Source organism: Haliscomenobacter sp. (assembly GCF_033763495.1).
Classification (GTDB): domain Bacteria; phylum Bacteroidota; class Bacteroidia; order Chitinophagales; family Saprospiraceae; genus Haliscomenobacter.
The window spans coordinates 94,010-114,794 of sequence record NZ_JANRKL010000233.1; the positions used below are offsets into that span (position 1 = coordinate 94,010).

The following is a 20,785-nucleotide window of genomic DNA, read 5'->3' on the forward strand; positions in this document are numbered from 1 at the left end:
CGTTGCATCTTGATGAGGTCAATAAAGCAAACATTTAAGCTGCTTTTTTGAACAGGTCGTAAACAATGGGGAATAATGTTTTCAACCATAATTTGAAAAAAGACGCCGGTAAGTTTAAAGGGAAATGTTTTTTTATAAATAAAAGATACTCCTTATACGCCAATCCCTTTACACTATACAGGTATTTCACCCTTTCCGAAAGTTTCACCTGGCTAGATTTCCAGTTTTGTGCATGATCATTGGCGCAGTCTCCTAAAATACCCGGCGCTACAATTACCGAAAATCCAGCTTTCCGGGCTCTTAAGGTATAATCAAAATCTGCAATCGCATGGGTGAACTCTTTGGATAAAATGCCAATTTTGGTTACTATTTCAGCTGGGACCAACATGATGTTTGAGTTCGCCATATCACATTCGATGCTGTGTTCCCCGGGCTGTACCCGATAACTTTGAGGCTTGTATTTTGAAAACAATTTCCTTCCACCATACGTAATTTCTTTGGAGTCTGGGTCTTGTGTCGTCCCAACACCAATGGCCTGCGAACCATGTTTTGTATAGAATTCTGAACAACAATTCAACAAAATTTTCACAGCATCCCTTTTGAGATTGGTATCATCATTCAATAACAAATAATAGTCGGCCTTAGAAGAGAGGGCGTTCGTCCAAGACTGGATCATACCCCCGGCCCAGAACAAACTGCCATTCCCATGGTAGACATTTGTTTCCGGAAATTGCGCTTGTATCGCCTCACTTGTTCCATCTGTCGACGCATCGTCTGTTAGAAAAATTTCCAAATCCGGACCCTCTGGGATTTCCTGGCTTTTCAAGTTATGCAAACATGCAAGCGTTTTGTCTTTTCTGTTGAAGGTAGCCAACAGTACTGCAATTTTCATATGGTTTTTTCAGCTTTGAGTAAGTCTGATTATTTTTGTTATAGATAAAAATATTCAGACCTACGCTTAGTTTGCAGAAGAAAATTCACTATTTAACAGAACTGGCCTTTTGACCAGAAGATAAATAGGTTCTGGTAATTTGTAATAAGGAAGAAATAAAAACATCAGCACTATGGGGGTAGTCAAAATTGGAGAACCAAAACCTAGTACAATCATAACCAAAATACAGTAGACCGTGCATTCATTGTACTTTACATTTCTTTTGCAAAATTTCGCATAACAACTCATTAAATATAAAAAACCAACTAGGCCATATTTGGCCATAAAATCCATAATCCCGTTGGATATGTTGACATTGTATACTCTATTCATCAATTCATCGTACATATTGCTAACCCCCAAAATCAATTTGTATTTGAATAAATCATAGATGTAGGTGATACTTGCGAAACGGTTTAGACGCATTTGCATGTCTATATTGTCGTAATAGCTTGACAAATGGTCAATATTTTCCAGATTTTCCATATCACTATTGTAAAGGGAAACTATTTTTTCGCCTATAAGTGGGGTTTTAACCATAATTAGCACCAAAACAGGTATCATCAGTACTACTCCCAAATTAATTTTCCGATGCTTATAGCGGTATACCATTAATAAAAGGATCAACAAGGCCAGATAGGCTGTAGTAGAAACTGTTGTAATGGTACCGATGGTAAGAATAATTGAACTGCGGTCAAAAGTGAATTTGTTGATGAATAAATTCAAAGTCAGCGTGATGATCAAAAAGCACCCAAAGCCCCCCGGCTCCCAAACAAAGCCTGAATTTCGGTAATCATGCAATTCTTTGGTATAGGTAAAAACCAGGCAATTGGAAAATATATCACTGGGAGGATCCTGAGGGGTTAAATGAAACATTAGTACAAAATTGAAAAAAGCTTCCCCTGCTATTAATTGAAATGCAAAAAAGAAAAAAGAAAGTAGGGTCAAATCAGTCATTACTTTGATGAGGTTTTGACTGAGTTCATGCTTTAAAATGGCCACGAATAAAAAACTCAAAAAAAGAAACTTGAATAAAAAAAGTACATCACTGACCAAAAACGGTACAGGAAGGCTGTTAAACAAAACATTCCTGATGAAAATAAATGCTAAAAAAGTAGCTGAAAACCCGCCAAAAATCCTCAGCTCTTTTTTGGTTAATGCATTGAATTTCAAAGCCACAAATAAAAAGGAAAGCAAAACCAAAAACCAAAGCATATTACTGGATGACAGAATATTCGATTTTGCTGCCAACAACAAAAAGAGCAATGTCAATATATAATTCAGCCTGCTTCGCTTCATGAATAAATGTTTTTCAAGCGCACTACGAGCTAGCTTGCGTTTTTTGCTCCTGTGGCAAGTTAGTGGTTAATTTTTGGAATCGCCTTTCATTAGGAGTCTTAATGCGAAGCATTCTCAAAATTTTCCCGGCCCAGGTTCTGGGTTTAATCACCAAGCCGTAATGGCCTAAAATCAGCAGGCATCCAGCACATCCCGCCAACAGCCTAATCACCGGGTTGAGCTTGTGGTAGACCCGGTTGCTCCAACCAATCTCGCTGATGGTATCTATAGCGGCTTTGGTAATGGGGAAATAGCCCCAAATCTTTTTTTCACCCAAGTTTCTGGCATAACCATGGAATCCGGCAGACACACCACCTGCTTCCTTATTGTATCCTACAAAATCAAGCCGTTTTACCTTGCCTTGAAAAACCAAACTCGCCACAAAATGCCAGGCAGCACCCAGTGTAGAATAAAAGGGAATCCTTTGACCTTGTTCCCGGCGCATCAAGCCGTGGAAAATGGACCCCAGGGTTACTTCAGCATAAAACTTGAGGGTGCGCAGAATGGGATTAGACCATTCGTAATCAACCGCCAGCTCCCGAAAAATTAATTTCCCCTCGTCAACAAGGTCAAAATCGCCACTGACCAGGGAATAGTCTGGATTGGCTTCCATAAAATCAACATATTTCTCAATGGTGTCGGGTTCAAAGGTGTCGTCATCAGCCAGGAAAATAAAATACTTACCGGTGGCTTTTTCCAAAACGTATTCAAAATTCCGGGCTAAGCCAAAATTTATTGGCTGACGATAATACCGAACCCGAGGTTCTCTCTCCATTAGTGCCCTTACATAATCTTCGGTCTGGTCGGTGGATGCATTGTCCGAAATCACGATTTCGAGGTGCTGATAAGTTTGGGCCAAAATCGAATCGATTGCCTTTTCCAGTGACTTGACTCGATTGTAACTTGGAACACCGACGCTAACTATTGGGAAATGATTGGTCAATGACATGGCAAATAGTTTAAATTTGAAGATTCGGACTAGGGTCGATAAATAATTATTTTTTAGCCCAGATGCCTTTTGCTTTGTTTTCCAGCAGCAAATAACTTTGGATAGGATAGATGCAAGCAGCTATGACTAGGATTACAATTGCTCCCATAACAATGCCACTCAGCCCCATATTAAAAGTTTTTGCAAAAAGAAAACATAAGGGAATGTTGATGACGATACCCACTATCGCCACTAGTATTTGAGTGTACAATACGCTCAACCCATTCAAAACTTTGTTAAAAATATTATTCCAAAACCACAGCACAACATAAAGGCCCATAAACCACTTTAGGGATTCTGGCACTACCACTGCTTCACCAACCCAAATGTTTTTTATGGGTTGAAAAAATAAAATGATCCCAAGTACAAGCACAACGTAAACCACAAATACCTTAAGCAAGAATTTCAGCTTGTTTTTTATCCAGTCCGAATCCCCTTTTGAAAAGGCTTCCGTACTGGCCGACCAAAGCGGCTGAACCAGAATACTTGCAAGAATGGTAGCAACCTGAAAGATTTTCTGGGTCACGTAATAGGGCGTTACCTCTGCAGCACCATACAGTTGGGAAATAATCAAACTATCCGTCGTCAATACAACCACAACAGAGATCTCAAGTATAAAAAAGCGCCCCCCCAGATTGGCGATGCTTCTTATTTTGTTTTTGTCGAAAAAACGAATACTAGGGATCAACCGTGGGTTGTATCTAAACGTAAAATAGCTCAACAAAATCGATCCGGCCATTAATGAAAAACTGTACCATTTGGCAATAAACAAGAACCTCGACTCTGGGGCAATGGTGTTCGAAAACAGCAAAAAAACAAGCAGCATTAAAAAATTTCCGATGATCAGGCCCAACGAAATGAAGCTATTTTTCTGAAGGGCATTCAAAACAGCATTCGTCAAACTCAACAAAAAATTAAAAATGATGCTTAGTACCACAATTAAAACACCTATTTTCAGTTGATAGGCATCAATCACTGTAGTGTTAAAAATTGCCGGAAAGTTTAAAAAGCCGAACAAAGATACCGTCAGGATGGCAATGGTGATCACAATTGCGCCAAGAGCGATGTAAGCTGTAGATACATACTCCCTTGCAGCATCAAAATCACCCAGCGCCAAAGCTTCGGATAGCTTGTTCCTCATGCCGTTTCCAATGCCAATATCCATAAAAAGGATCCAGTTAGCACTAGCAATAAGTGTAACCCACACCCCATAAATTTCTTGGCCAAGAAACTGAATGTAAAGGGGAACCAGCAACAAATTGAGCGCTACGCTCGCACCTTTTAGGATTAAAGAGATAAAAACCTGATTGTTAAAATTCCTGTCTCTCGTGCCTGAGGTATAACTTTCAGTTTCTCCTTTCATTTTCGGAAAGTCCTTATTTCACTGGATTTAGAATGCATTTTTTTCGCCTTTCACCATATTGAAAACCGTTAGAAAAATGCATTTACAATCGAACCAGAAACTCCAGTTTTCAATGTAATCAACATCAAACTCTACTCGTTTGCCCATCTGGTAAAGTTCTCCGGTAGGGCCGCGCCAACCATTGACCTGAGCCCAACCAGAAATCCCTGGCTTCACTTCATGGCGAATCATGTATTTGTCGATCAAATTGGAATAAATCTCCGTGTGCTTGATCATATGAGGCCTTGGGCCAATAACTGACATGTCACCCAATAATACATTAATGAATTGGGGGAACTCATCAATATTGGTTTTCCTTAAAAAGGCACCTATTTTGGTTACCCGGGCATCATTTTTTACCGCTTGCAGTTGGTCACTATGTTCATTGACCGTCATAGTCCGAAACTTAAAACAGTCAAAAGGTTTATTCCAGTAACCGGTCCGCTTTTGAATGAAAAAAATAGGGCCTTTTGACTCCAATCGAATCAGTAAAGCAATCAGCGGAAAGAATGGTAAAATCACCATAAGTGCCATTATGCTGAATAAAATATCAAACCAACGCTTGAGCAACTTATTGTGGGGTAAGCACAAAGGTTCCTTTTTGCGCCGAACGATCGGTAGGTGGGCCAGTTGTTCTACATGAACACCACGTTCAAAAAAATCAACCCCAATCGGCACGATTTCAAAATCGATGTAATTGTTCCGGCAGAGTTGAATAATGCGTTGCACCATATCCTTGGGTAAATCGCTGTAGAAATAAAACAGCTTCTTGATGCGGCCCTTGTTTTCCAACAAATAGGCGTCTATATCATCATAGGTACCTAAACTGGGAACATCCGGAAGGCTTTCCCCCGCAAAACGCCCAATACAAAATACGTTACCGTCTCCATAAATGGACGAAAGCCCTTTTTCCAGGTATTTAAGGTTGGTGTTACCTCCCCCTACTACTGCATAGGTCAAATCAATTACCTTATTCCGGTTGTAATACCGAAAGGAATAATGGGAAATGGTTGACAAGACCATGAATGCAGAAAAAGACTGCATCAAAAAATTCACCTCGAAAGTCTCGAAGAAAAACTGGTAATAAACCAAGGTGATTAATCCGAAATAAATCAAGGTGTTCCAAAATAAATCCCTGATTTTCAAATCCAATCTAGCCCCCTCAAACACACGGTAAGTATCCGTAAACGGAAGATAGATAAGCCAGATTGAATTAAAAATCAAAAACATAAGGTTAAACTCTCTAGCCATTTCCCGGCCAGCCAGTTGGTTAAAGGGAATTTGGAGCAATAAAAAAGCAAGCAAAGAAAGGTTCACGATTACCCAATCAAAAAAGACAGCTAGTGAAAGTTGCCGGGCAGTTTCTCTTTCTACCTTTCCTGGGTCAGCTTGATGGGAATGTTGGTGGATTACCTGTTTGCGTAAAACAGGCATTTGTGTAAGTGAATGATTCATGGTGAAAATAATTAGTTTAAACTGGTTAGTTGTTTATACAGTAAATGGAGCGTTAGTTTTTGTAATGGGTGTAGGTGTAACCATAGGCATCGTCTTGTTTCTTCACATCATTAAAAATGATAGAAGGGTTAACTAATTTATGCTGTTCGAAAAATTCTTTGGCCTTTTCGATCATGACCTTCTTGGTATAGCTGGAACGGATTACAAAAAGGGACTTGTCCACATACTTATTGAGCAAAATGCTGTCGGCGATTATTCCAATTGGGGAGCAATCAACGATGATGACCTCATAGTTTTCTCTCAAGTAGAAAAACAGGTTGGACAATTGTTCCTCAGTAATGATCTCCAATAGGTTGACAATAACCGGGCCTCCTGAAATGAAATGCAGATTGGGAATTTCATTTGAAATTTGGATGACTTCTTCTAATTTCAATTCATTCAGGAAGAAATTGCTTAAGCCGATTTCCGCGTTCCCATTGAAAAATTTATTGACGGAGGGTCTCCTTAGATCAAAGTCGACAACTATCGTTTTTCTCTTGCCTAAGGCAAAACTCCGGGCCAAATTCGTAGCAATAAAGGTTTTCCCCTCATTACTTGTACTGGAGGTAACCATTATACATTTCGTTTTCTCCCGATTGTAAAACTGCAGGTTTGTTCTGATGGTTCGGAACCGTTCAGTCGCTAAATTTTGTGGATCACCTAACAAAAGTTGTTGGCTTTTTTTGTTTTGGTGATTGATTATTCCCAGGATTTTATTCTCTGGGAGAATTTGTTTAATGTCTTTTTCGGTCCTAATCGCTCCTTTGAAAAAATCCAACAGTACGATCAGGAAAAAGGGAATTGCCATTCCTACCAATCCCGCTCCTCCAAAAATCTGAGCCTTTTTTAAACCAACAGGATCAATTGAACTATATGGAGGATCTACAATCATGGAGTTGGCATAATCACTAACCAATGCCATGGAAACCTCTTCTCTCTTTTGCAACAAATACACATAGAGGTTTTCTTTTATTCCTTGGGTGCGCATTTTATCGGCCAGTCCTCTTTCCTTCATGGGTACACTGCGCAAGCGGCTATTGGATTTATCATATTGATTTTGGAGTTTACTCAAATTCAGTTCAACATCATCTTGCATGTTGCCAATAGCAGACACGATTGAATTGCGTAAGCTCCTCAATTTTTGGTTGGTTGATTGTACAATCGGATTGGAGGGTTGGCCTGACATCAAAAGCCGCTCTCTTTGCAAAACCAAGTCGTTATAGGGCTGAATCAGACCAAGTACTTTACCATCATACAAAGAGGGGTTAATGGGAAGCATCTTAAAGTTATCACTGCTATCCCTCAGTTCTGATCTTACAGCTTGGAGCATTCTTGACTGCAACTCCAAATTACGTTGTTCCCTAGTCAGGTCCTTTACATCACCCAAGGTTGTTTCTAGATCAGAAGTGGTGGACGAGATGATTTCGTTGTTCAGTTTGAAAGCTTCGAGGGTGCTTTCCGCAGATGCTAGTTCCTGGCTGATGTCCCGAATCCGTCCATCCAACAGTTCCAGGGTTTTAAGCGTGATTTCGGTATTCGCCTCGCTTTTGACCTGGTCAAATTTTTCCATCAAATAGGTTAACACATCAATTCCCCGCTGAGGTACTTCGTCAACCAAAGTCAAAACCCTAACTGAGGAGTTGTTTTTCTCGCTGCTCAGTTCAATATTTAAATTATCCAGGTATTTCTTTGCAACTTTTTTGGCATCCAGAAACTCAACATGCATGGTTTTTCCTGGCGCAATCCGTGAAGATTCAACTCGGGAGATGCGGAATTTTCCAAATTCATTAGAAAATAGTTGGCCATACTTATACGTTCCGGACTTGGATCCCTGCGAAAATTTGAAGGAGTATTTGTTGATCGGAGTTATTTCAAAAGTAGTATTGTCGATGAGATTTAGTGAAAAGGTATCGACCACGATTGGAAAGTCCTTATAAGCATCACGTTCTGATAACTTGTCCTTCCAGAAATACCTCGTTTCGAGCCCCAACTTCCCCACGACTGAATTCATCAAGGAAAAGGAGGTCAAGATTTCAATATCGTTGCTGGCCTTATCCGATGTTGCAGAAAGGAGTAAATTGCGTTTAATAAAGTCATCATCAGATCCAGAATTTTCTTCCCGTTCTCTGATCAATAGTTTACTGGTTATTTGGTAGACTGGCTGAAGTTTTTTATAAAAAACATAGGCTAGCCCCAAACTAACGATCCCACAAACCAAATAGATGTACCATTTGTTAAGAACGTAATTTCTGAACATCCCGAAAAAGTCGATTTGACCTTCCGCAGAATCATTTCCACCTTGGTTCAGCAAAATCGCTTTTTGATAGTCAAACTCATTCATGGCACTAATTTTCTATTGTTACTGCTTAAATAGGGCAATCAAAACTGCTGCTACTGTTGCGGCGGCAGACAAAATGGGCACGGCTTTGGAACTCTGGTCTTGTACCGCACCAGCCTTGGACCTCAAGGGTTTTACATAAATCAAATCATTTTGCTTTAAGAAATAATATTCTGAATGGAAAAAAGCTGCCGATTGAAGGTTAATCCGATTCAATGACCGCACTCCATTGTTTTCCCGAACAAGCAAAATATCTTTTCGATCCGCATAATCCGTCAAATCACCCGCCAGAGCTAAAGCATCAAGCAGGGAAATGCGCTCGTTGACTACATTAAATGCGCCAGGATTCCGAACCTCCCCTGAAACTGTCACTCTGAAATTCAGTAGCCTTACATTGACAACCGGATCTTTCAGGTATGTTTTTAGTCTTTCCACCAGGGAATCCTTAACTTCCGTAACGCTCAGGCCCTCTAGCTTCAACCGCCCTAAAACCGGAAAATCAATCATTCCTTGTTGATTTACTAGAAATCCAGTCAGCTGGATGGCTTCGATATTGACAAAACTCTCACCTTGCTGATTGGACGTTATGTTAAAAGGTGCCACCAATTCCATTTCAGAACCAAACACCTTTATTGACAACACGTCATTAGGCTGAATTTTGATTTCTGGCAACTTATAACTAAGCAATTGGGTAGTATCAGAAAAATCTTCCTGATAATTGACCAGTTGTTTGTGTGACACGCAGCTTGAACCCATAACAAGCAAAATAAAAGCCCAAATTGTAGTTAAATAAATACGCATTTTTAATATATTAACAATGTTCTTTCCAGTATGGAACAAATCGGTTCGTTTTTGGTACGGCTTCGCCATCGATAAGTCGCAATGCTTTCCTGCATGCATTACTCACCCACCCAAAAAGGCAAAGGCCTTAAAGGAAATGCAGATCGTCTAAACACACGATTTCTAAATGCAAATCATTGGAATATTCCAACAACAAGCAGTTAGTTATCCCCGCAAGGTAGACAACCATGGTTAAACCAAAGTTAAATTAGTGTTAGCGTAATAGTAAATTACTCACAAATGTGAGTAGAATAAAGGGAAATACTCAGTACACAGGTAGTGTTAGGAATCAATATTACAAAACAAATTGAACGAATTATGAATCCAGGGGGGGGGAGGCAAACAGCACATTACATATAAATTTAATTTAACAACTGGGTTCTGTGCAAATGCACAATTAAAGCTCAAATATAGTGATTTAAATGGAATAATGAAATGATTACTGTAAAAAAAAAAATAATACTGGAAAGGGATGGCCACCCATTTTACCCTCAAAAAAAAATAAGCCGATAAACTCATAACCTTGCGGATATTTTTACGAATAAAATTTGGTGTATCGGCAATTGATATTAGCTTTATCAGGCGAAGAAAAATTGAACACTAATTGTTTCTGAACATATTTTTTTTTTTCAAAATCAAGAATCCTAATGTCTGCTAATTCTGCCAATATGCGCATGGCCATCCTCGCTTCGGCCACTGGAACCCTATTAGAATGGTATGATCTTTTTTTAGCGGTAATTTTGGCCAAAACCCTTAGTGGTCAACTGTTTCCAGGGGGAGAGAGCACCTACTTTTTGGAGACCTTAGCCATCGTTGGCTCTTCATTTTTCATTCGGCCACTAGGTTCTTTATTCTTTGGGAGTATGGGCGACCGTAAAGGCCGCAAGCAGACCTTTTTACTTTCCTTACTGGTGATGGGAGCAGCTACCTTTTTGATTGGTTTGATTCCTACTTTTTCACAGGTTGGCTGGTTGGCCCCCATCTTGCTGCTGGTTTTGCGTTTGGCTCAAGGTTTTGCCCTCAGCGGCGAATATTCAGGTGCCATCATTTATGTGTCCGAAAATGCACCTACCGACAAACGCGGTTTTTATACCGGTTTCATCCAAGCTACGGTGCCAGTCGGATTGTTGCTCTGTTTGTTGGTAGTCATTGGCACCCAGTCTTTAATGAGTACCGAAAATTTCAACACCTGGGGCTGGCGTTTGCCTTTTTTGTCTAGTGCAGTGCTGGTATTTTTCTCTTACATCGTGCGCCGAAAGATGGAAGAAACTCCCGTTTTTAACCAACTAAAGGACGGTGGGAATGTTTCCAAATCCCCCATTCGCGAATCCCTCGACAGTTTCCCTAAATGGCGATTGATCTTAATGCTCATTTTTGGTGGCAATGCCGCTCAAAGCGCCATCATGCACACCTCCCAGTTTGTTACCCTCTATTTTTTACAAAGGGCGGTAAAAATTGATGAACAACTCAGTTTTATTATTTTGGCAATGGCACTACTTTTAGGCACTCCTTTTTTTCAATGGGCTGGGGCTTTGAGTGACCGCATCGGCCGCAAAAAAGTGATCTACGCTGGGATTTTACTGGGGCTGATCTCAATTCCTCTCTCCTTTTTCCTGTTCAATACGCTGGGTAATCCCGGCCATTTAACTGAGGCCCATTCCATCAGCACCGGCGTGACCCTCTTGTTTGTTTTGCTCTGTTTCGTCAATATGGTGTCTAGTGCTTTGGTGTATGGCCCAATGGGGGTATTCATGACGGAGTTCTTTGAAGGAAGAACCCGCTACACCAGTATGGGTTTTGCCCACAACATTGGCAATGGCCTCATCGGTGGAGCCACTCCCTTAGTAACCGAGTTTCTGAAAGCGAATCTGGTGGTCGGGGCATTATTGGCTCCTTATATTGGGTTGCTCTATCCACTGAGTCTGATGGTACTTGCTTTGATCATCAATCCTTTTTTGAAGGAAACGGCAGGGAAAAATTAAATTGGTGCCGATTAAATCATAAGTTAACGATTTTGACGGGGCTTTTTTATTTTGAACCCATTTTCAACTCCTAACCATATGCCAATCTACCACAAACTTGGAAAAATCCCCCCAAAACGGCACATCCAGTTCCGCAAAGCAGACGGGGGCTTGTACTATGAACAACTCTTTGGAACCATCGGCTTTGATGGTATGTCCTCCCTGCTTTACCAAATTCATCGGCCTACGATGGTAAGGGAAATTCTCTCCGAAACCGATGTTGCACCCAAAATAGCAGTGGCAAAAAGTATAAAAGCCCGTTTGCTTAAGGGTTTTGAAATAATTCCTCAAGACGATTTTCTACAAAGTCGCACGTCGCTCTTGGTCAATAACGACATCCACATTGGTTTGGCAGCACCCAAACAGTCTTTGCGGAGTTATTTTTACAAAAATGTCGATGCTGATGAGCTCCTGTTCGTTCACCGCGGCAAGGGTACCCTGCGCACTCAATTGGGCAATATCCCTTTTGAATATGGTGACTACCTGCTTATTCCCAGGGGGATGATTTACCAGATCGATTTTGAAAGAGAAGACAACCGTCTGTTGTATGCGGAGAGCTTTCATCCCATCTATACGCCCAAGCGTTACCGCAACTGGTTTGGGCAATTGCTCGAACATTCGCCTTTTTGCGAACGGGATTACAAACTGCCCCAAGACTTGGAAACCTTTGATGAAAAGGGGGATTTTGTCATCAAAATCAAAAAACAAGGTGTTTTGTACGCCATGCTATACCCTACCCACCCTTTTGATGTAGTAGGTTGGGATGGCTACAATTTTCCCTATGGTTTTTCCATCCATAATTTTGAACCCATCACTGGTCGGGTGCATCAACCGCCTCCCGTACATCAAACCTTCGAAACCAAAGCTTTTGTAGTCTGTTCGTTTTGCCCTCGTTTGTACGATTACCACCCCCAAAGCATCCCTGCCCCTTACAATCACTCCAACATAGACAGTGATGAAATGCTGTACTACGTAGATGGCGATTTTATGAGTCGAAACAACATCGAAAAGGGACACATTACCCTGCATCCTGCCGGGATTCCACATGGTCCCGCGCCAGGTGCCTACGAACGGAGCATAGGTCAGACCAAAACAGAAGAGCTGGCGGTGATGATCGACACTTTCCGTCCCCTATCTATCACTGAGGCAGCGCTAAAAATCGATGATGGGAAATATTACCAAAGCTGGTTGGAATAAATCAAAAAAGAAATGTCCATTATGAATACCTTCCCTTTTGCTTTTGGGATTTTTTCTAAAGGCCGGCAAAAAAAACGCCTCGCTGCCCGCTTCAAGGATCAGGTAATTGATTTGTTCGCCTTGGCTGAAGCTGGTTTTTTTGAGAAGTTGCGCATCAAAAAAACGGTCTTTCGCCAGGATTTTTTAAACGACTTTATCAGTCTGGGCAAAGCCAAAACCAATGCAGTAAGGGCAAGGTTAGCGGAATTGTTTGTAAGGCCGGATGCCACTATGGAAGCCTTTTTGTATCCCGAAGCAGCAGTTAATTTGTACCTGCCAGTAAAAATTGGCGACTACACCGATTTTTATTCCAGTGAGCAACATGCCTACAATGTTGGCGTAATGTTCCGTGACCCCAGCAAGGCCTTGTTGCCCAATTGGAAACACCTGCCTGTAGCTTACCACGGTCGAGCGAGTTCAATTGTTGTATCGGGTACCAATTTTCATCGGCCCAAGGGGCAAATCAATGCTTCGGATGAAACGCCACCCGTGTTTTCAGCCAGCAAACGGGTAGATATTGAGTTGGAAATGGCTACCATCATTGGAAAAGGAAACCCCATTGGTGAGGCCATAGATGTAAACCAGGCGGAGGAATATGTTTTTGGTTTTGCCCTGTTCAATGATTGGTCAGCCCGCGATATCCAGCGTTGGGAATACGTGCCTTTGGGACCTTTTTTGGCCAAGAATTTTATGTCCTCCATGGCGCCCTGGGTGATTCCCATCGAAGAGTTAGAAGAATTCCGGGTACCTGCTGAGGTACAGAATCCGGTCGTATTACCTTACCTTCAAGAAAATAAACGTCGGAACTTTGATGTGCAACTTGACGTTTACCTCCAAACCTTCAATGGTGAAAAGGTAAAAATTGCCAGTTCCAATTTCAAAAACATGTATTGGACTGTAGCACAACAAATTGCCCATCACACCATCAATGGCTGTAACTTAAATGTAGGGGATGTCCTGGCTTCAGGCACTATTTCTGGTAAAACCCAGGATAGTTTTGGATCTTTGTTGGAATTGAGCTGGGGGGGTAAAAACCCCATTCAACTCCCGGATGGCAGTACCCGCAGCTTCTTGGAAGACGGGGACACCATTATCATTGAAGGCTTCGCGGAAAAAGATGGAGTCAGGGTTGATTTTGGTGAAGTCCGAGGGACGGTATTGCCTGCACTTTAAACTCACCTTATTTATATGGGACAAAAACCTACTACCCTATTCAGAACGACTAGATTAATATGTAGAAATGGTCAGGCTGACCAACCGATCAATTACAGCTCTCTTTTTCTCCCAAATCTTTTGCTTGTTCGGGCACAGCACTTAAATTTACCCATCAAACATTACCTGCAACATGACTCTGCAAATCCGTACCATTGAAGAATACCACGCGGCCTACCAACGCGCTGTTGACAATCCTGAAGCTTTTTGGGCTGAACAAGCTGAAACCTTTCAGTGGCGTAAACCCTGGGATAAAGTATTAGACTGGAATTTTGAAGGACCTGATGTCAAATGGTTTCTTGGAGGACAGCTCAACATCACTGAAAACTGCCTGGATCGCCATTTGGCCACCCGGGGAGATCAAGTGGCCATCCTTTGGGAAGCCAACGACCCCGAGGCACCCAATCGCAGTTTCACCTACCGCCAACTTCATACCGAAGTATGTAAAGCTGCCAACGCCCTCAAAGCCAATGGCATTCAAAAGGGTGATCGGGTTTGTTTTTACATGCCGATGGTCCCAGAATTGGCCATAGGGATTCTAGCTTGTGCGCGTATTGGTGCGATACACTCAGTTGTATTTGCAGGCTTTTCTGCCCATTCTCTGGCAGATCGCATCAAGGACGCGGAGTGCAAAATGGTGATCACTTCGGATTACAACAGCCGTGGAGCCAAACACATTACTGTCAAAAAGGTGGTCGATGATGCCTTGCTCATGGGTTGTGGCTCGGTGGAAACCGTTCTGGTTTATCAATGTGTAGAAGATCCTGTTGCCATGCAAGCAGGGCGTGACAAGTGGTGGCACGAAGAAGTCAATCATCAATCCAATGACTGTCCTGCCACGGTAATGGACTCCGAAGACATGCTTTTCATCCTGTATACTTCGGGCTCTACGGGCAAACCCAAAGGTGTGGTTCATACCTGTGGAGGGTATATGGTGTACACTGCCTACAGCTTCCGCAATGTATTTCAAATTCAGGATGGTGACATCTACTGGTGTACGGCCGATATTGGCTGGATCACCGGGCATTCTTACATTGTTTATGGGCCGCTTTTAAGTGGTGCTACCTCGATTATGTTTGAAGGTGTTCCTACCTATCCAGATGCGGGTCGTTTTTGGGAAATCTGTGACAAACACCAGGTAACCCATTTTTATACTGCGCCTACTGCCATTCGGGCACTACAAGCACAGGGCGATTCCTGGGTAGAAAAGCACAGTTTGTCTAGCATTAAAGTACTGGGTAGTGTGGGTGAGCCCATCAATGAAGAAGCCTGGCGTTGGTACAACGATAAAATTGGAAAAGGGAACGCACCAATTGTAGATACCTGGTGGCAAACCGAAACAGGTGGCATCTTAATTTCTCCCCTAGCTGGAATAACCCCGCTCAAACCCTGTTACGCTACACTACCCTTGCCTGGTGTTCAACCTTGCTTGACCACTTCAGATGGCGTTGAAATTGAAGGAAATGACGTCGAAGGGTTATTGTGTATGAAATTCCCCTGGCCCTCCATTTTGCGGACGACTTACGGGGATCACGAACGTTGTCGCCAAACCTACTTTAGCCCCATTAAAGGTATGTATTTCACGGGCGATGGTGCGCGTCGCGACAAGGATGGGTATTACCGAATCATTGGCCGAGTGGACGACGTCATCAATGTATCCGGCCACCGATTGGGAACGGCAGAAGTAGAAAATGCCATCAATCAACACCCTGGCGTGGTCGAATCAGCAGTAGTGGGTTATCCACACGAAATCAAAGGACAAGGGATTTACGCCTACGTCATTACGACTGACCCTGTCAGCGATGAAGACAAATTCCGCAAAGAGGTATTGGACGTGGTAAGTAAAGAAATTGGTCCGATTGCCAAACCGGATAAGATCCAAATCGTGAGTGGTTTGCCTAAAACTCGTTCAGGCAAAATCATGCGCAGGATTCTGCGTAAGGTAGCTGAAGGGGATACTTCCAATCTTGGCGATGTATCCACTTTACTCAACCCGGAAGTGGTGGAAGAGATCAAGAGTGGGGCGGCACAACTTTAAAAAAATGTATGAAAGGAAACGTACCCTCTCAAAAAAAACAGGTCTACCCCATTCAGGAACACTTACTGGAGTATTTAAACAAATACAATCGTGCGACCAACCTGCCGCTACAATACAGTGACTTGTTGCGTTACAATACTGCAATACCCTTAATTGATCAGGAGGGCAACGACACCCTTTGGGAAACAGTGTATTACCCCGAGTATGATCAAAAGGAAATTTTCCAGGCTCTGAAGTACATCTATTCGCTACTCAAGGTGGATGGCAATGTGGAGCTTTTGGACCACCTGACCATCGCCAGGATCGACTACTGCAATTTTGGCAACTCCAAACCTTTTCGCATCCGCATCATCAACCGGATCAACGACAACTACGATCACTTTTATGTCAAAAAAGCGGATGCTTCAAGGGTTTATGGGCTGGAACTAGAGGACTTGCTTTCGCCCAATACCATGATTTATATGGTGAGCGGCAGTACCTTGATTGAGGAGCACATTGCCGGCGTACCAGGTGATGATTTTATGAAACGCCATTTGAATGAATCCGTTTTTAACAAGACCCGAATCGCCAAGGAGTTTGTCAAATTCAATGAACGTTGTTTTGCCCGGCTTTTGGGAGACATGCGCTCCTACAACTACGTGGTAGACATCACTCCAGATATTGAAGGCAACCAATATCGTATGCGTGCCATCGATTTTGACCAGCAGTCTTATGAGGGGCGTAAAAGTTTTTATCTCCCCCAATATTTTAAGGAAAACAACCCAATTATTTTTTTGGGCATCAACAACATGGCACCTGAATCTGTTTTACAGTATCAATTGGAAGAACGGAGTTTGATGGCCGTGCGTATGAAGACACAGCCCAATCGAACCGCACTTTTTTTCCAAACCATGATGGCCGACGACATCGCTCCTTCTGAAAAAATCCAACAACTTCGGGAGGAACTGATTTACCACCACAAGAATGACATTTTTGACAAGTGTTTTACGATGGGACAAATAGTGGTAAGCAATATCAATTTGTTGACGCAGAAATACCATCGGTAGAAAAAAAAAGGCCTCCCCCGAATGCGGAAAGAGGCTATCCCAAAAACCGATTATACGTTATTGTGGTTGTGCTAGCGTGCTGAATCTGACCTCAAAAACCTCGATGAAATCGTCAAACCCTGGTCAAATCTTAACGCTGAGGTAAAATTAATCAAAGTTTTTGTTATATAAAAAAAATATTTCTCTTTTGGCTAAAGTTGCACTATGATTTACGGATCGGAGGTTTTGCCAAGGTTAACGGCTATAGAAGAGCAAAGATATGCCCGACACTTGGCCCTACCTGATTTTGATGTGCTTGCCCAGCAAAAACTGAAGGCAGCAAAAGTGTTGGTGGTGGGCGCGGGTGGCTTGGGCTCCCCTCTCCTACTCTACCTGGCTGCAGCGGGTGTGGGCAAGATCGGTATTGTTGATTTTGACACCGTTGACCTAAGTAATTTACAACGCCAGATTCTTTATACACCTGAAGATTTGGGAAAATCCAAAGCACATACGGCAGCGCAACGCGTTCAGGCTTTGAATCCTCATGTTGATGTTCAAGTTTACGACAAGGCTTTAAATGCAGACAATGCTTTGGCTATCATCGCTGAATACGACCTAGTAGCTGATGGAACCGATAATTTCCCAACCCGTTACCTCGTCAATGACGCCTGTGTGCTGGCAGGTAAGACCAACGTATACGCCTCTATTTTTCGCTACGAAGGGCAGGTTTCGGTTTTTAATTTTCCTTTGCCCGATGGCCAACGTGGACTCAATTACCGAAATCTTTACCCTGAACCACCCCCTCCAGGCACAGTACCCTCTTGTGCAGAGGGGGGAGTACTGGGTGTACTCCCAGGAATAATAGGGAGCATCCAGGCCAATGAGGTCATCAAAATCATCACTGGTATCGGCGAACCTCTGGTGGGGAAATTGTTTTTGTTTGATGCTGCCAGTATGAGTTCCCGTTCCATCAAATTGATGTCTAAGGAGCCTTATCCTATTGACGCACTTCGCGAAACGAGTTATTACTGCACCCCTTCTCAGTTGGAAGTCCCAACTATTGCCCTGGAAGAGTTGGAGCAATGGCGAGTTCAAGGGCGTAGCTTTCAACTCATCGATGTACGTCAGCCTGAGGAGTACGCCCGCCACAACCTGGGCGGACTACTGATCCCGCTAGGCGAGTTGATGGCCAATCTCGATAAAATTGAACGGCAGCACCCCGTAGTCATCCATTGCCAAAGTGGAGTGCGAAGCAAGGAGGCAATCCTGCTCCTTCAACGGCAAATGGGTTGGCAACACCTCTACAATTTGGCGATGAACTGATGCGAGCACATTAAGAAATTAACCCATCATGACATTAGCAGATTAGCCTATTAGCACACTATCTTTAGCCCATCAAAACCAACTTATGATCAATATCCTCGACCTTCAATTTTTGGGCGCTTCGGAAGCAATTGCTGCTTTTTTGATTGAAACCGACAGTGGTCCAATTTTGATCGAAACTGGTCCCTACTCTACCTTTCCAGCCTTGGAAGCAGGTTTGGCAAAACATGGTTATAGGCCTGCCGATATAAAACACGTTTTTATTACCCATATCCATTTTGATCATGCTGGTGCCGCCTGGGCATTTGCGCAGCATGGTGCCACCATCTATTTGCACCCTTTCGGCGAGAGGCACATGAATAACCCAGAAAAACTGCTTAATTCGGCCCGGAGGATTTATTTGGACCAAATGGACGTATTGTGGGGAGAAATGAAACCCATTCCGCAGGCCCAATTGCGCGTAGTGGCCCACGGCGAAACCATTTATCTGGACGGGCTAAGCCTTAAAGCCTGGCATACTCCTGGTCACGCAGTGCACCACCTGGTTTGGCAAATCGGAGATAAAATCTTCACCGGAGACGTGGCAGGTGTAAAAATTGGAACGGGATCAGTGGTTCCACCATGCCCTCCACCGGACATCAACGTTGAAGATTGGTTACAGTCCATTCGATTGTTATCCAGTTTGAAGCCAACCGAATTGTACCTTACCCATTTTGGATCGGTCCGGGCGGATATCCCCAATCATTTGCTGGATCTGGAAAGGCGTTTATTGGATTGGGCCAATTGGATCAAACCCTATTTTGAGGATCAAACTCCTCCTGAAACGATTATACCCATTTTTGAGCAATACGTTCAGGAACAATTGATCGAAGGTGGCGCTACCCCGGTTGATCTGGAAAAATATGCAGCAGCTAACCCTGCACACATGAGTGTAGCGGGTTTGCTGCGGTATTGGGCCAAGAAGACAGAACAGGGGTAAGGCAATTAATTCCCCAAAATCAAATCCGCTGCCTTTTCTGCAATCATAATAACCGGGGCGTTCGTATTGCCGGAAACAATGGTGGGCATGATTGAAGCATCTGCTATCCGTAGCCCCTCAATACCTTGTACCCTGAGTTCTTCATCTACCACTGCCATCTCGTCGGAACCCATTTTGCAGGTTCCAACGGGGTGGTACACCGTTTCTACCCTCCGCCTGATGTGCTCGATGATGGCCTCTTCTGATGCGCCTTTGGCTGGTGGCGTCACACTTGATTTGGTAATTGCCTTCAAAGCTGCTTGATCCATCAACTCCAATGCCAGTTTGATACCTCCTACCAATATTTTCAGGTCATGTTCTTCGCTCAGGAAATTGGGTTGAATCAAAGGAGCTGCATTAGGATCTACTGAACGCAACCCCAGATAACCCCGGCTTTTGGGCTTTAGCAAAGTCGGTAAAATACTAAAACCATCCACCGTTGGCAGGGTCTTCCAGTTGTGCAAATCAGTGTTGTAATCAGCCTGAATGGGAGCAAAATGCAACTGCAAATCCGGCCGATCATTTTCTTTAAAAACTTTCGTAAAAGCAACCGCCTCCAAGGGGCCAATGGTCATCGGGCCAGACTTGGAAATGAGGTATTGCAACAAATATTGCAACTGGTTTAAAGGCTTTAGTGCATGGTTGATGCCTTTGGTATGGGTGATGGCTGACGCATTGACAAACAAGTGGTCTTGCAGGTTTTGGCCTACTCCTGGCAATATCTTTTTGCTATCGATTCTCCACTTTTTCAATTCTTCTGCAGGCCCAATACCCGAAAGCAGCAACAATTGGGGGCTTTGGAAAGCGCCAGCACACAAAATAACCTCCCGACTTGCTTTGGCCGTCTGAAGGGTCTTACCAGCTTGCAAAAACTCCACCCCTACTGCACGGTCTTTTTCGATCAACAAGCGCTGTGTTTGAGCTTGGGTAATCACTTTCAAGTTTGGCCGGGACAAAACTGGTTTTAAAAAAGCCGTAGCCGTGCTGTGCCTTTTTTGATTTTTGATGCTAAATTGAAAATATCCAGTCCCTTCCTGTTCAGCACCATTTACATCGTGATTTTCAGGTATACCCAAAACTTTACAGGAAGCTACAAATGCTTCAGCTGCTGCCGAGCGGTACTTTTGGTTGTAAGTTATATTGAGTAAGCCACCCTGACCATGGTATTTGGGGTCCAATTGACCCAGTTGTTCATTGTGTTCGGAACGTTTGAAGTAGGGCAATACCTGATCAAAGGACCAGGAGGGGTTGCCCAATTTGGCCCAATCGTTGTAATCTTCGTGGTTTCCACGAATGTAGGCCATGGCATTGGTCGAACTACACCCCCCTAGGGTTTTGCCTCTGGGCAAGTATACACGGCGATCATAAAGCTGCGCCTGAGGTTCGGTTTCAAAACCCCAATCCACTTCTGAACGGTGCAATTTGGCGTAACCTGCCGGGATGTGGATTTCCAGTTTGCGATCCGGCCCACCCGCTTCAAGCAGTAAAACCTGATTGCCAGGATTGGATGAGAGGCGATTGGCCAATACGCAGCCCGCCGAACCCGCTCCGATGATGATGTAGTCGAACATATGATCAAAT

General features: G+C 43.2%; 16 protein-coding genes. 8 read left to right on the forward strand and 8 right to left on the reverse strand.

All coding sequences use genetic code 11. The features are described 5' to 3' along the window. Positions 1–34: 34 nt before the first annotated feature. Both SFV55_RS27900 and SFV55_RS27905 read right to left on the reverse strand, forming a co-directional pair. Positions 35–892 carry a glycosyltransferase family 2 protein gene (locus tag SFV55_RS27900; RefSeq protein WP_320032880.1) on the reverse strand — a complete coding sequence of 286 codons (858 nt, stop codon included), beginning with the start codon at positions 890–892 and terminating at the stop codon, positions 35–37. 66 nt (positions 893–958) lie between these two features. Continuing rightward, the gene (locus tag SFV55_RS27905) at positions 959–1,888 is read right to left on the reverse strand and encodes an O-antigen ligase family protein (protein WP_320032881.1); all 930 of its coding nucleotides are present in this window, start codon (positions 1,886–1,888) and stop codon (positions 959–961) included. Positions 1,889–1,958: 70 nt separating this feature from the next. On the opposite strand from SFV55_RS27905, the gene SFV55_RS27910 reads away from it, so the two are divergent. Further along, a complete protein-coding gene (locus SFV55_RS27910) occupies positions 1,959–2,210 on the forward strand; it encodes a hypothetical protein (protein WP_320032882.1) in 252 nt (83 codons plus the stop codon). Between the two features lie 42 nt (positions 2,211–2,252). Here SFV55_RS27910 and SFV55_RS27915 read toward each other — a convergent pair whose 3' ends face one another. From SFV55_RS27915 to SFV55_RS27935, 5 genes are all read right to left on the reverse strand, one after another. Then, complete coding sequence (locus tag SFV55_RS27915) at positions 2,253–3,218, reverse strand: glycosyltransferase family 2 protein (RefSeq protein ID WP_320032883.1); 966 nt, start codon at positions 3,216–3,218, stop codon at positions 2,253–2,255. A gap of 46 nt (positions 3,219–3,264) precedes the next feature. Next, positions 3,265–4,422, reverse strand: a complete 1,158-nt coding sequence (locus SFV55_RS27920) for a hypothetical protein (protein WP_320032884.1) — start codon at positions 4,420–4,422, stop codon at positions 3,265–3,267. Positions 4,423–4,647: 225 nt separating this feature from the next. Then, positions 4,648–6,114: an exopolysaccharide biosynthesis polyprenyl glycosylphosphotransferase gene (locus SFV55_RS27925; RefSeq protein WP_320032885.1), complete on the reverse strand. Its 1,467-nt coding sequence runs from the start codon at positions 6,112–6,114 to the stop codon at positions 4,648–4,650. Between the two features lie 52 nt (positions 6,115–6,166). Continuing rightward, positions 6,167–8,494, reverse strand: coding sequence for a polysaccharide biosynthesis tyrosine autokinase (locus tag SFV55_RS27930; RefSeq protein ID WP_320032886.1), 2,328 nt, complete (start codon positions 8,492–8,494; stop codon positions 6,167–6,169). An 18-nt stretch (positions 8,495–8,512) separates the two neighbouring features. After that, positions 8,513–9,331, reverse strand: coding sequence for a polysaccharide biosynthesis/export family protein (locus SFV55_RS27935; RefSeq protein WP_320032887.1), 819 nt, complete (start codon positions 9,329–9,331; stop codon positions 8,513–8,515). 647 nt (positions 9,332–9,978) lie between these two features. On the opposite strand from SFV55_RS27935, the gene SFV55_RS27940 reads away from it, so the two are divergent. The 7 genes from SFV55_RS27940 (at position 9,979) to SFV55_RS27970 (ending at position 19,165) form a co-directional block, all read left to right on the forward strand. Next, entirely contained in the window at positions 9,979–11,313 is a 1,335-nt protein-coding gene (locus tag SFV55_RS27940; RefSeq protein WP_320032888.1) for an MFS transporter, read from the forward strand. A gap of 78 nt (positions 11,314–11,391) precedes the next feature. Then, entirely contained in the window at positions 11,392–12,549 is a 1,158-nt protein-coding gene (locus tag SFV55_RS27945) for a homogentisate 1,2-dioxygenase (protein WP_320032889.1), read from the forward strand. A 12-nt stretch (positions 12,550–12,561) separates the two neighbouring features. Next, positions 12,562–13,761: a fumarylacetoacetase gene (gene fahA / locus SFV55_RS27950; protein ID WP_320032890.1), complete on the forward strand. Its 1,200-nt coding sequence runs from the start codon at positions 12,562–12,564 to the stop codon at positions 13,759–13,761. A gap of 172 nt (positions 13,762–13,933) precedes the next feature. Beyond that, positions 13,934–15,838 (forward strand): acetate--CoA ligase, encoded by a 1,905-nt coding sequence (acs, locus tag SFV55_RS27955; RefSeq protein WP_320032891.1) that lies wholly within the window; start codon positions 13,934–13,936, stop codon positions 15,836–15,838. 8 nt (positions 15,839–15,846) lie between these two features. Continuing rightward, positions 15,847–16,884, forward strand: a complete 1,038-nt coding sequence (locus SFV55_RS27960; protein WP_320032892.1) for a hypothetical protein — start codon at positions 15,847–15,849, stop codon at positions 16,882–16,884. Positions 16,885–17,088: 204 nt separating this feature from the next. After that, positions 17,089–18,186 (forward strand): molybdopterin-synthase adenylyltransferase MoeB, encoded by a 1,098-nt coding sequence (gene moeB / locus SFV55_RS27965; protein ID WP_320032893.1) that lies wholly within the window; start codon positions 17,089–17,091, stop codon positions 18,184–18,186. Positions 18,187–18,271: 85 nt separating this feature from the next. Continuing rightward, complete coding sequence (locus SFV55_RS27970; protein WP_320032894.1) at positions 18,272–19,165, forward strand: MBL fold metallo-hydrolase; 894 nt, start codon at positions 18,272–18,274, stop codon at positions 19,163–19,165. A gap of 5 nt (positions 19,166–19,170) precedes the next feature. Here the strand turns inward: SFV55_RS27970 and SFV55_RS27975 are convergent, their stop codons facing one another. Continuing rightward, positions 19,171–20,775 carry a GMC family oxidoreductase gene (locus SFV55_RS27975; protein WP_320032895.1) on the reverse strand — a complete coding sequence of 535 codons (1,605 nt, stop codon included), beginning with the start codon at positions 20,773–20,775 and terminating at the stop codon, positions 19,171–19,173. Positions 20,776–20,785: the final 10 nt, after the last annotated feature.